Raw genomic sequence first — 10,998 nt, forward strand, 5'->3', positions numbered from 1 at the left:
CGCCGCGCCGACCGCTGACCCGTGTGGAGACCTCGCGTGCTTCCAGCCCCACTCCCCACGGCCCGGACCTCGCACTCGGCCCTGCGCGCAGTGGTCGAGCGGGTCCGCGCCACCGACCCGTCCCTGCCCGACGTGCGGGCCTCGGTCGTCTTCCTCACCGTCCAGGGTGCGCACCACGTCGGCCGGGGCTCCGGCTACGCCAACACCGTGCTCAGCGTGCGCATCGGCGGCGCGGTCGGCTCCTGCGCGGTGGAACCCGGCCAGGTCGATCCCGGTGCCGTGCACGACCTGGTCGGCCGCAGCGTCGCCGACCTGCTGGAGCACGAGGACCCGGCGGTCCGGGTCGCCGCGCTCGACGCCCACCTGGCCGACCGCGTCCCGCACGCCCAGCACCCGGCCGCCCGGACGGTGCGGATCCCGGCCGGGACCTCGCTGGAGAAGTCGATGGCCCGCGCCCGCGCCGTCGCCGAGCTCGTCCCGGTCGCCGACGGCGGCACCGTCGCGGTGATCGGCGTGGTGAACTCGCTGCTCGCCGCCCTGCGCGAGCGCGGCGCCCACCCCGTCCCGTGCGACCTCAAGGGCGGGCGCACCGAGTGGGGCGAGGAGGTGCTGCGCGACCACCGGGCCGCGATCGCCGGTGCCCAGGCGGTGCTGGCGTCCGGCATGGTGCTCGGCAACGGCACGTTCGACGAGATCGCCGCGCTGTGCGCCGAGCGCGGGCTGCCGCTGGTGCTGTTCGCGCAGACCGGTGCCGCCGTGCTCCGGGAGATGCTCGGCGCGCAGGTCCACGCGCTGTCCGCCGAGCCCTACCCGTTCTTCTGGCTGAGCGGGGAGAGCACGGACATCCACCACTACAGCGCGGCGGGTGAGCTGCCGTGACCGCCACCGACCTCAGCGGCGGCCCGAAGTGCCGCTCGGTGCTGGACCTCATCGGCGGCACCCCGGTGCTGCGCATCGACACCCCGCTCCCCGGCGAGCACCCCGGTTTCTGGGCGAAGCTCGAGGGTTTCACCCCCGGCGGCATGAAGGCGCGGGCCGCGCTGTCGATGGTCCAGGGCGCCCGCAGCCGCGGTGAGCTGCAGCCCGGCGGCACGATCGTGGAGTCGACCAGCGGGACGCTCGGCATCGGCCTGGCCTGCGTCGGCGCGGCGCTGGGCCACCCGGTGGTCGTCGTGGCCGACCGCGAGCTGGACGACATGACGCGGGCGATGCTGCGCGCCCACGGCGCGCGGGTCGAGCTCGTCACGGAGCCGCACCCGGTCGGCGGCTGGCAGCGGGCCCGCAAGGAGCGGGTGACCGAGCTGCTCGCGCAGATCCCCGGTGCGTACTGGCCGGACCAGTACGGCAACCCGGACAACCCGGCCGGCTACTCGTCCCTGGGCCGCGAGCTGACCCGCCAGTTCGACCACCTCGACGCGGTGGTGTGCAGCGTCGGCACCGGCGGGCACAGCGCCGGCATCGCCCCGGTGGTGCGGGAGCGCTGGCCGGACGTCAAGGTCGTGGGCGTCGACTCGGTCGGCTCCACGGTGTTCGGCCAGCCCGCCGGGCACCGGCTGATGCGCGGCCTGGGCAGCAGCATCCACCCGGGCAACGTCGCCTACAACGTCTTCGACGAGGTGCACTGGATCGGCCCGGCCGAAGCGGCGGACGCGTGCCGCCGGCTGGCCGCCGGGGCGTTCGTGACCGGCGGCTGGAGCACCGGGGCGGTCGCGCTCGTCGCCGCGTGGACCGCGGCGGAACTGGGCTCCGACGCGGTGTGCGGGGTGTTCCCGGACGGGCCGCAGCGGTACTGGCAGACGATCTTCGACGACGACTACCTCGCCGAGCACGGGCTGGTGCCGCAGGCCCGACGACCGTCCGCTGTGGACTCGCCGGGCTGGACCAGGACCAGCGCGGTGGTGGACCCCTGCCCGGCCCGCACCGGGACCGGGCAGGACTGCGAGGTGTGCGAGGAGGACGACCGATGAGCACGTTCCGGCGGATGTCGCGGGCCGCGCAGCTGCTGATGGTCAACCAGTTCGGCATCAACGTGGGCTTCTACATGCTGCTGCCGTTCCTGGCGACCCACATGAGCGAGGACCTCGGCTACGGCGCGGCGGTGATCGGCCTGCTGCTGGGCGTCCGGAACCTCAGCCAGCAAGGCATGTTCCTGGTCGGCGGGACAGCCGCGGACCGGCTCGGGTGCCGACCGATGATCATCACCGGGTGCGCGCTGCGGGTGGTCTCCTTCGGACTGTTCGGCGTGTTCACCTCGCTGCCCGGGCTGTTCACCGCCGCGGTGCTCACCGGCCTGGCGGGCGCGCTGTTCAACCCGGCGGTGCGCACCTACCTCATGCACGAGGCGGGGGAGGAGCGGGCCGAGGCGTTCGCGGTGTTCAACGTCTTCGCGCACGCCGGCACCCTCGTCGGGCCGCTGCTCGGGGCCGCGCTGCTCGCCGTCGACTTCCGGTTGATCGCGCTGGTGGCGTGCCTGGCGTTCGCGGTGCTGACCGTGGCCCAGATCGTCGTGCTGCCCCGGCGGGAGATCGAACCGCAGCGGGGCAGCGTGCTGGGGAGTTGGCGCGAGGTGGCCACCAACGGCCGCTTCCTGGTGTTCACGCTCGCGCTGTCGGCCTACTTCGGCCTGTACAACCAGCTGTACCTGATGATCCCGCTGGAGGCGCAACGGGTGTCCGGGTTGTCCGGGTCGGTGGCGGCGGTGTTCGTGGTGTCCACCACCATCGGCATCGCCGGCCAGGTGCGGATCACGCGCTGGTGCCGCGACCGGTGGACCCCGGGGCGGTCGGTGGCGCACGGCCTGGTGTGCATGGGCGCGTCCTTCGTCCCGGTGCTGCTGACCAGCCCGCTGCTGGCGGCGCCGCCGCCGGGCGCACCGGACTGGGCGCGGATCGCGCTGGTGTGCCTGCCGGTGCTGCTGACCACGGTGCTGTTCACGGTCGGCATGGCGATCACCAACCCGTTCGCGATGGAGCTGCTCCCGGTCGTGGGCAGCGAGCGGCTGGCGGGCACCTACTACGGGTTCTACTACCTGGTCTCCAGCCTGGTGGCGGCCGGGGTGAGCTGGGTGGTGGGCGCGTTGCTCGACGCCACGGGGGAGTCCCCGCTGCGCTGGGCCCCGTGGCTGGCCCTGCTCGCGGTGGGCGTCCTCGGCGGCCTCGGCGCGGCGGTCCTGGAACGACGGGGTCTGCTGCGGCGGCGGGAGGCGGCCGGAGCGCTCGGGTGAGGCGGGCTCGACCGTCCGCTGTGGACGCTGTGGCCGGAGGCCCCGCGGGCGGGCCCCGGCCGGTCGCCCACGACCCGGAGCCCAGCGCGGGTTGAGGCACAAAGTCCCCTGTCCGTGCTCGCCGCAGTGCCTACGGTGGGAAGCGCATCACCGTCCGGAGCAGCTGGGAAGCCCTTTCCAGTGTCGTCCGGTCTGGGACGGGAGCCACCGCGCGGTTCCGCGGAACCACCGCTCCCGGGGATGCAGGCGCCGCGTTCGCGCGGCGTGATCGACCGAATGCCCGTGATGGACGACTACCGGAACGAGGGTTTCACCATGAAGATCAGCTCTGTGTTCAGCAACCGCTTCGGTCACGGCGGCGGCCGCTGGGGTGGCCACTGGGGCGGCCACTGGGGCGGCTGGAGCGGCGGCTGGGGCCGCTGGGGCGGTAACTGGGGCGGCTGGGGTGGTTGGGGCGGCTGGGGCTGCTGATCACCCGGCTCGACCTTCCTCAGACCTGACCGCGACCGCCCGCACGGCTGTCGCACGACGTCGAGCTCCCGCCTGCACGCAGGCGGGAGCGTCGTCGTGCCGCCCGGTCGTCCACAGCGGACGTCCCGTGCCGCTTCAGAACTCCAGCGCCGAGGCGAGCTCGCGCAGCGCGGGCACCGGGTCGTCGGACAGGCGGTCACCGAGCACCTGGACCACCACGTGGTCGGTGCCGGCGTCGAGGTGTCGCCGCACGCGGTCGGCGATGACCTCGGTGTCGCCCATCGCGACCATGCCCTCGGCGAGCGCGTCCGACGCGCCGTCGACGAAGTCGGACTCGGCGAAGCCCTGCCGTCGCCAGGAGGCCTGGTAGTTCGGCAGGCCCGAGTAGATCTTCAGGTGCTCGTGCGCGCGCCGCAGCCCGGTCTCGCGGTCGGTGGTCAGCGCCACCGCCTGCTCGCTGACGATCCACTTGTCCGGCCCGAGGATCTCGCGGGTGCGCGCGGTCTGCTCGGGGGTGACCAGGTACGGGTGCGCACCGTCGGCAGCGGAGCCGGACAGCTCGATCATCTTCGGCCCGAGCGCGGCCAGCAGCCGCACCGGCCGGCGCGCCCCGGGCTCGACCTTCTCCGAGACCGCGTCCATCCGCTGCAGGTAGTCCCGCATGGTGGCCAGCGGCTTGGCGTAGGTGCCTGCGCGGTGCTGCACCAGCGGGGCGTGGCTGACGCCGAGCCCGAGCACGAAGCGGCCGGGGTGCAGGGCGCTGAGCGTCCGGCCCCCGGACTCGGCGGCGAGCGCGTCCCGCGCGTGGATGTTGGCGATGCCGGTGCCGACGACCAGCCGGTCGGTGGCCGCCAACAGCGCCGCCGCTTGGGTCAGCGACTCCTTGCCCGCGGCCTCGCCGTAGAACAGCGAACCGTAGCCGAGCTGCTCGATCTCGCGGGCGCGGGACTGCACCTCGCGGATCGGCCACGTGTCACTGGTCCACCACACGCCGACGCGGGACGGGAACTTGATCTCAGCCATGTCCCGATGCTAGCCCCGCAGCCACCCCCGAGCAGGCCGTCGCGGGCCGGCGGTGCGGAGGCACCGACCGGCAGGGCACCCTGGGGAGTCAGGGGGTGCGTCCGCGATGAGCTCACCACACCACGAGCCCGACGGCGGCTTCGGCGAACGGGGTCCGATGTTCTGGCTGCCGCCCGGCGGCTTCAGCAACGGCCTGGAGGCCACGAACTGGGCGGAGCTCGCCGACCTCGGCGAGGGCCAGCTCGCCGACGTGCTGTTCACGCTCGCCGACGCCGGCATCGCCGGGTACGTCGCACACCCCACCGGCGGGCGCACCACGAAGTACCGGCTCTGGGTGGACACCCTGCAGTACCGCCGCGCGGAGGACGTGCTCATGGACGTCTTCCGCGCCCACGACCACCGCAACGGCTGACGCGGTGGAGGGTGGCCCGGGCCGGGACCGCCCTCCGCAACCCGCGCTCCTACCGCAGCGCCGCAATCATGGCCTCGGCCACGGGGGCGCTGGAGGCCGGGTTCTGCCCGGTGATCAGGTTCCCGTCCTGCACGGTGTGGGCCTGGTACGCCGGACCTCCGGAGTGCTGCGCCCCCTTCTCGCGCAGCGTGCTGGCCAGCAGCCACGGGGCGCCGTCCGCGGTGCCGAACAACCGCTCCTCCTCGTCGGTGAAGGCCGTCATCCGCCTGCCCGCGAACAACCACTCGCCGTGCTCGTCCACCGCGGGCAGCAGACCCGCCGGGCCGTGGCAGACCGCTCCGATCACCTCCCCGGCCCGGTCCGCCTCGGCGAGCAGGCGGCCGAGGTCACGGTCGTGGTAGAGGTCGACCACGGGGCCGTGGCCGCCGGGCAGGAACACCGCGACGTGGTCGTCGACGTCGACCTCGCCGAGGTCGAGCGGCGGACCGAACACCCGCAGCGCCCGCTCGGCGTGCTCCACGTGGTGGCCGCAGTCCGGCCCGGCGATCGCCGGATCGGCGCTGTGGGCGTCCAGCGGTTGCTGCACGCCGCCCGGGGAGGCGAAGTCGACCTACCGCGTGCACCAGCGCACGCACGGGTCGAAGCGCCTCCGCCACCCGCTCGTGGGCGACCTCACGGTCGAGTACGAGGCGCTGACGCTCCCCGGGGACCCCGACACGACCTTGTTCATCTTCACCACCGAGCCGGACTCGCCGTCGCGGCGAGCCCTGGACCTCCTGGCCAGCTGGACCGCCACCGGGCCCGGCCTGGTCCCTGAGCAGGCCGCCGAGCAGTGAAGTGTCCAGACAGCACTGAGGCCCCTGCCGACGAACCGTCAGCAGGGGCCTCGATGTGGTGCGCGATACTGGGATTGAACCAGTGACCTCTACCGTGTCAAGGTAGCGCTCTCCCACTGAGCTAATCGCGCGAGGCGGAGGCGGGAATCGAACCCGCGTACAGGGCTTTGCAGGCCCTTGCCTAAGCCACTCGGCCACTCCGCCGAACTCGGCATCCTCACCGGAGTCGGCGGGAACGCCAGAGGATCCAGAGCGGATGACGGGACTCGAACCCGCGACCCTCACCTTGGCAAGGTGATGCGCTACCAACTGCGCTACATCCGCGTGCCTGCGACTTCGAACCTCGGTGTCGTCCGGGGCTGTCCGCCGCGTTGCACTGAGAACTCTAGACCACGCCCGAGATCGCGATCAACGGGGGGTCCCCTTCCGCTCGACGCGGCCGGCGCCGAGCCTGTCTTCCCTGGTCAGCCGAGGTCGTGCGGCAGCAGCCTGGTCAACGCCTCGTCCACGTCGACCCACAGGTTCTCGTTGCCCGGGACCACCACGTCGTAGGTCCGGTCGAGGAAGTCGGCCAGCTCCTGCGCGGAGGCCTCGAACACCGCGTGACCCGACGGCGAGCTCAGCTCGATCGCCACGACCTCCGGGTCGTCGACGGCCGGCCGGATGACCACGTCGCCCTCACCGGCGTGCGCGATGAGCCCGTCGGCGAGCAAGTCGCGCGCGAAGACCCATTCGACCCACCCGGCGCGGCCGGTGCGGAACGCGGCCACCACCGCGTACGGGTCGCGGGTGTCGTAGCGCAGCTCGACCTGGACCGGCACGGCAGGCGCCTGTGGGGCCAGAAGGTCGAACACCGCGGTGGAACGCAGTGTCACGTGATCGTTGCGCATCGTCCTCCCCTTTCTGCTCCCTCTCGGTCTTATCGACCGAGCAACACAGTTGTGACGCCTTGACGGGCTCGCACGCTCGCGACTTTCGCTCAGATCACCCGTACGGGGCAGGGTGTACTTCGCTGGGCAATCGGTTGGATGCGTTCCGTGTCCGCCGCGACTTCCGAGATCCGGTGATCGGAGACCGCGCGCCCCTCCAGTGGGGGCGCGGTGGGTCCACGGTCACGCCAGTGGAAGGTCCACCGCGAACTGATCCGGTAGGGCTTCTCGAACCGGTGTGCTAGAACTCGTCGGGTGACCAGCGCGGCTACTGTCCGTAGCTGGGCTCCTCGGCTGCGCTCAGGGCACTCGATCCGTCGCCCCCGCCTTGCGGAACTCGGCTTCGCGCCCGGCGTGACCACCGGGTTCACCGCTCCGTCGAGTTCGCGTGGCGCCGAGTTCGAGAATAGGCGATCGGGCCTGCGGCCTGGGCAGGCGCGCGGGCTGCCGGTGTAACGCTCGCCACGGCGATTCCCCGATTCGGACTAAGATCTCGTGACTTCTCCGTTACGCTCCAGGCGTGCGGCCGAACGCTCGAGCGAGAGCGCCGTCACAGTGTGACCAGGATCGAGGACAGGGCACCAGGGTCCTATGGCCCGGTTCGGCGCCCCGGAGGCGATGAAACAGGTCACACCCGCAGCGGCAGCGGTGGCGGGCTGACGTCCGACTGTCGGCTTGACACCGCTGGGCGATCCCACTGCGAACAGTACACGTCCCGTCGCGGAGGGAGACAGCGCCTGGAGCGCGGGCCGGCCGTATCCTGGCCGCGGGACACCCCGTCGGGCGCGCCCGGCGAGGTGGCCCCGGCCGCAAGACCAAGCACGACCGATTAGGTGGAGCCCTGAGCGACGACGCCCGACCGGGATCCCGCCCCGCAGCCGCGGAGCCCGCGACCGACGACCACCACGCGCCGCGCTTGCACGCTCTGCGCGAGCGCCTGGCTGCGTTCCGCGAGCGCGTCCGCGCCAGGCCCGGCTACAACCTCGCGTACCGCATCGGCATCGGCGTCATCGGCGGCCTGGTGCTGATCGCCGGCATCCTCATGATCCCGTACCCCGGCCCCGGCTGGCTCGTGGTCTTCGCCGGGCTCGGGATCCTCGCCACCGAGTTCCACTGGGCGGGGCGCGTCAACGCCTTCGCCAAGCGCCACTACCGCCGCTGGCTCCGGTGGCTCGCCCGTCAGCACCCGGCCACCAAGCTCGCCGTCATGGGCGGCACCTGCCTGATCGTGCTGGTCACGCTGTGGATGCTCGGCCTGTTCGGCACCGTCGGGAGCTGGTTCGGCCTCCGCTGGGAGTGGTTGGCCTCCCCCCTGTTCGGGCGCTGAAACGGGTGGTGTATTGTTCTTCGTGTCGCCAGGGAGACCGGCGAGGACAACAGAACAAGGGCGATTAGCTCAGCGGGAGAGCGCTTCGTTCACACCGAAGAGGTCACTGGTTCGATCCCAGTATCGCCCACAGCGAGATGCCCCGCCCGTGGACTACGGCGGGGCATCTGTCGTTTCGAGCGGTACCGGGAGCACAGGCTGCCAGCGTTGCGGCGTCCCGCGTTCGAGGACCGCTTGTCGGCTTCCGTCCCGCCGATCACCCGGAGCGTGCCGACCTGGCGAGCGCGATGCGCGATGGCCGACGCTCTTCGCGGCCGGCTGCCACGACGTCGGTCGGGGGGATGGCGAGAGGATCGTCCTCACCGATCGCGGATGCTCGAGACCATGGGAGTGCTTGGGCTATCGCAAAAGGGTTGTCCATCGATCTCGACGCCATGTCCATGGTGGCATTCCTGACACAGCCCAGCCAGGATCGGACCGTGCGCCAGGCGACCGGAGTCGTCCGGAGCGGTACTGCACACGGGCTAGGGGAGCGAGGAACGGTGCGAGCACCTCTTCATCACATGATGGAGTCGGGAGAGACGTCACAACCACGTGCCACCCGTCGAGAACCGCGCCAAAACGAGCAACGCCGTCGATGAAACCCCAGGTCACGAAGTCTGCTCTCCACGCACGTGGAGGTGATCCGGCGCACCGGGAAAAGGCAAGCTGATCAGGGGTCTGCTCTCCACGCACGTGGAGGTGATCCCGGGCCAGCATCTCGCCGACGGCCTCTCTGTTCCTGCTCTCCACGCACGTGGAGGTGATCCCCTGCGGGCGGTGCGAGATCTGGCTCGTGAGCACTGCTCTCCACGCACGTGGAGGTGATCCCGGATGCACGTCGCTGAACGTCGTCTGCACCGCCTGCTCTCCACGCACGTGGAGGTGATCCGTACTCGCCGAGCTGGTCCCAGACTTCGTAGAACTGCTCTCCACGCACGTGGAGGTGATCCGACGGATCCGAGGCCGGTCAGGGCCGCGGTGGTCTGCTCTCCACGCACGTGGAGGTGATCCGCTCGCCCACCTCCGTGAGGGCGGGCACCACCGCTGCTCTCCACGCACGTGGAAGTGATCCGGTGCTGGCAGCGATCCTGCCGGCAGCCGCGGTCTGCTCTCCACGCACGTGGAGGTGCGCACATCTAGGTGCTCGGCGCGGCCTGGACGATGACACGTGGCCCGGAGACGCTCTTCATCGAGCACAGGGATGCACCAGGATGACTCATGTTGATCTGTTCGGGTGATCGTGTTCACGGGACTGGCGGTTCTGTCAGGGGGGACCGCTAGCGTGCGCTCGCGTTCGAAATGATCTACGTGCTCGTGATGGGGCCCGGCGTCGTGGTCGTGGACTTGCGTTTGTGGGGGAAGCAGCGCGGTCTTGGTGGCGGAATCCTGTACCGGTTGGTGTGCCACGGATTGTCTGCTGCGGCCGCGGTTCGGGTGTTGTGGCGAGATGTGCTTTCACTCCGTTTGCGAGAAAGGCTGGCCGCGGGGTTGGGCTTGTCAGAGGCCGAGGCGTGTGCGGTGCTGGAGTTGTGGGCCTCGTTGCACGATGTCGGAAAACTGACGCCGTCGTTCCGAAGGCAAGGACAGGTGCCGCCAGGGTGCGGACGATGATTCGTCAGACACGAACGTCGCGCACGGGCCGGCGAGGGTCCGCTAACAGTCGGCGTGCTTGGTCTCCGCTGCAGGGTGAGTCGGCCTAGCTGGCGTTGAGGGATGCTACGAATCCGTAGATCGGAAGTGTCGGTGGTTCCTGGCAACCTGCAGACGTGCCGATCGTTGACCAGGCTCGACGTTCTACGAGTGTGTTGTCCTGCTTGCTTGATGACAGGTTGCCCCACCGTGGTGCCATAGAGGATGGCTGGAGGGAAGCGCTTCGAGCTGCTCCGGGTCCGGATTGCGGTTTGCGCGAGAGATGGGACGACGTCGGGAGGGCCCTGGAGCTCCGCATCGGCCTTGATCTCTGCCGACACCCAGAACCTGCCGGGTTGCTGTCGTACCTTCCTCCGACGCGGTACGCAGACCTGCTGAAAGCCGTCGGTATGCGGCGGGAGGAGGCTCGTTGCTCGCCAGCTGCACGCACCGGTGATCCGCTCGCGATGGACTGGGTACGGGTCGATTCGCAGGTCGTCGACGAGGAGCAGGAACGGCGTGCACTCGAGACTTGTCTGGATCTCATGGAGGTCAGGGACCTGGCTCACACGCATCCGGACTGGGCGGTCGAACGACGTCGATCCGTCTTCACCAAGATCATGAAGAGTGGTCCTCTCGGGGCCGATGCCGAAGCGAGGGACGCTCTTGGCAAAGCGTGGGCGCAATACCTGGAGCACGGGCGCGAGAATTTCCATCGATTGGGATCTCGCGTCCTCGTGTCTCCCGAGATCGCGAGTGGTTTCGGGATAGCTGATCTCGTCGTCGGTGATGCGCTGGTCGATGTCAAGATCGCCAGAGGTTCCGCTCCTCCGGTGGGTGAGTGGTTGCGGCAGCTCCTCGGTTACCTGCTTCTGGACTGGGACGACGTGTTGGGCATCGGCACGCTGAGTGTGTACGCGGGCTGGCAGGGAGTCATGCTGACTTGCCCGGTGGATGAGCTGCTCGCAACTGCGAGTCCCGGGCCCACTCCTACTCTGGCTGGGCTGCGTGATGAGTTCCGCGCTGCCTTGCGTCCTGAGTTCCTCTCGTTCCTCACCAGCGGACGCCGCCACTCATCACAACGCTGACAGGACTCGATCGGTGGG

General features: G+C 70.6%; 12 protein-coding genes, 4 tRNA genes and 1 CRISPR repeat array. Of the genes, 10 read left to right on the forward strand and 6 right to left on the reverse strand.

Features of this window, described 5'->3' with window-relative positions; translation table 11 throughout:
- Positions 1 to 36 precede the first annotated feature (36 nt).
- The 4 genes from HNR68_RS10890 to HNR68_RS10905 all read left to right on the forward strand — a co-directional run bounded on the left by HNR68_RS10890 (position 37) and on the right by HNR68_RS10905 (position 3,694).
- Positions 37 to 879 carry a Rossmann-like domain-containing protein gene (locus HNR68_RS10890; protein ID WP_218888257.1) on the forward strand — a complete coding sequence of 281 codons (843 nt, stop codon included), beginning with the start codon at positions 37 to 39 and terminating at the stop codon, positions 877 to 879.
- Positions 876 to 1,967, forward strand: coding sequence for a pyridoxal-phosphate dependent enzyme (locus tag HNR68_RS10895; RefSeq protein WP_179720106.1), 1,092 nt, complete (start codon positions 876 to 878; stop codon positions 1,965 to 1,967). Before HNR68_RS10890 ends, HNR68_RS10895 begins: the two co-directional genes overlap by 4 nt.
- Positions 1,964 to 3,223 (forward strand): MFS transporter, encoded by a 1,260-nt coding sequence (locus tag HNR68_RS10900; RefSeq protein ID WP_179720108.1) that lies wholly within the window; start codon positions 1,964 to 1,966, stop codon positions 3,221 to 3,223. The genes HNR68_RS10895 and HNR68_RS10900 overlap by 4 nt, the downstream gene beginning before the upstream one ends.
- 315 nt (positions 3,224 to 3,538) lie before the next feature.
- On the forward strand, positions 3,539 to 3,694 hold the full coding sequence (locus tag HNR68_RS10905) for a hypothetical protein (protein ID WP_179720110.1): 156 nt from the start codon (positions 3,539 to 3,541) through the stop codon (positions 3,692 to 3,694).
- A gap of 135 nt (positions 3,695 to 3,829) precedes the next feature.
- Here HNR68_RS10905 and HNR68_RS10910 read toward each other — a convergent pair whose 3' ends face one another.
- The gene (locus HNR68_RS10910) at positions 3,830 to 4,717 is read right to left on the reverse strand and encodes an LLM class F420-dependent oxidoreductase (RefSeq protein ID WP_179720112.1); all 888 of its coding nucleotides are present in this window, start codon (positions 4,715 to 4,717) and stop codon (positions 3,830 to 3,832) included.
- A gap of 106 nt (positions 4,718 to 4,823) precedes the next feature.
- Here HNR68_RS10910 and HNR68_RS10915 point away from each other — a divergent pair, with 106 nt between their 5' ends.
- Positions 4,824 to 5,129 (forward strand): hypothetical protein, encoded by a 306-nt coding sequence (locus tag HNR68_RS10915; protein ID WP_179720114.1) that lies wholly within the window; start codon positions 4,824 to 4,826, stop codon positions 5,127 to 5,129.
- Between the two features lie 49 nt (positions 5,130 to 5,178).
- Here HNR68_RS10915 and HNR68_RS10920 read toward each other — a convergent pair whose 3' ends face one another.
- Entirely contained in the window at positions 5,179 to 5,715 is a 537-nt protein-coding gene (locus HNR68_RS10920) for a DJ-1/PfpI family protein (RefSeq protein WP_179720116.1), read from the reverse strand.
- 76 nt (positions 5,716 to 5,791) lie between these two features.
- Here HNR68_RS10920 and HNR68_RS27400 point away from each other — a divergent pair, with 76 nt between their 5' ends.
- Positions 5,792 to 5,965, forward strand: a complete 174-nt coding sequence (locus tag HNR68_RS27400) for an MmyB family transcriptional regulator (protein ID WP_343050063.1) — start codon at positions 5,792 to 5,794, stop codon at positions 5,963 to 5,965.
- A gap of 56 nt (positions 5,966 to 6,021) precedes the next feature.
- On the opposite strand, the gene HNR68_RS10930 is transcribed toward HNR68_RS27400, so the two are convergent.
- The 4 genes from HNR68_RS10930 to HNR68_RS10945 all read right to left on the reverse strand — a co-directional run bounded on the left by HNR68_RS10930 (position 6,022) and on the right by HNR68_RS10945 (position 6,855).
- A tRNA-Val gene (locus HNR68_RS10930) sits at positions 6,022 to 6,096 on the reverse strand.
- Position 6,097: 1 nt separating this feature from the next.
- A tRNA-Cys gene (locus tag HNR68_RS10935) sits at positions 6,098 to 6,169 on the reverse strand.
- Positions 6,170 to 6,216: 47 nt separating this feature from the next.
- A tRNA-Gly gene (locus HNR68_RS10940) sits at positions 6,217 to 6,289 on the reverse strand.
- Between the two features lie 140 nt (positions 6,290 to 6,429).
- The gene (locus HNR68_RS10945) at positions 6,430 to 6,855 is read right to left on the reverse strand and encodes an SsgA family sporulation/cell division regulator (RefSeq protein ID WP_179720118.1); all 426 of its coding nucleotides are present in this window, start codon (positions 6,853 to 6,855) and stop codon (positions 6,430 to 6,432) included.
- Positions 6,856 to 7,810: 955 nt separating this feature from the next.
- Between HNR68_RS10945 and HNR68_RS10950 the strand changes: the two genes are divergently transcribed.
- From HNR68_RS10950 to HNR68_RS10965, 4 genes are all read left to right on the forward strand, one after another.
- On the forward strand, positions 7,811 to 8,221 hold the full coding sequence (locus HNR68_RS10950; protein ID WP_179720120.1) for a TIGR02611 family protein: 411 nt from the start codon (positions 7,811 to 7,813) through the stop codon (positions 8,219 to 8,221).
- Between the two features lie 58 nt (positions 8,222 to 8,279).
- A tRNA-Val gene (locus tag HNR68_RS10955) sits at positions 8,280 to 8,351 on the forward strand.
- A 529-nt stretch (positions 8,352 to 8,880) separates the two neighbouring features.
- A CRISPR array of direct repeats spans positions 8,881 to 9,397; the repeat unit is 29 nt; unit sequence CTGCTCTCCACGCACGTGGAGGTGATCCG.
- Between the two features lie 183 nt (positions 9,398 to 9,580).
- Entirely contained in the window at positions 9,581 to 9,874 is a 294-nt protein-coding gene (locus tag HNR68_RS10960) for an HD domain-containing protein (RefSeq protein WP_179724895.1), read from the forward strand.
- A 374-nt stretch (positions 9,875 to 10,248) separates the two neighbouring features.
- Complete coding sequence (locus HNR68_RS10965; protein WP_179720122.1) at positions 10,249 to 10,980, forward strand: hypothetical protein; 732 nt, start codon at positions 10,249 to 10,251, stop codon at positions 10,978 to 10,980.
- The last annotated feature ends 18 nt before the right edge of the window (positions 10,981 to 10,998 follow it).

Origin of the sequence: Saccharopolyspora hordei (assembly GCF_013410345.1) — a bacterium.
GTDB classification, from domain to species: Bacteria; Actinomycetota; Actinomycetes; order Mycobacteriales; family Pseudonocardiaceae; genus Saccharopolyspora; species Saccharopolyspora hordei.

Coding starts and splice junctions, on each gene's coding strand:
- HNR68_RS10900 (WP_179720108.1), top strand. CDS start 1,964: ATGAGCACGTTCCGGCGGATGTCGCGGGCCGCGCAGCTGCTGATGGTC.
- HNR68_RS10905 (WP_179720110.1), top strand. CDS start 3,539: ATGAAGATCAGCTCTGTGTTCAGCAACCGCTTCGGTCACGGCGGCGGC.
- HNR68_RS10910 (WP_179720112.1), bottom strand. CDS start 4,717: ATGGCTGAGATCAAGTTCCCGTCCCGCGTCGGCGTGTGGTGGACCAGT.
- HNR68_RS10915 (WP_179720114.1), top strand. CDS start 4,824: ATGAGCTCACCACACCACGAGCCCGACGGCGGCTTCGGCGAACGGGGT.
- HNR68_RS10945 (WP_179720118.1), bottom strand. CDS start 6,855: ATGCGCAACGATCACGTGACACTGCGTTCCACCGCGGTGTTCGACCTT.
- HNR68_RS10960 (WP_179724895.1), top strand. CDS start 9,581: ATGGGGCCCGGCGTCGTGGTCGTGGACTTGCGTTTGTGGGGGAAGCAG.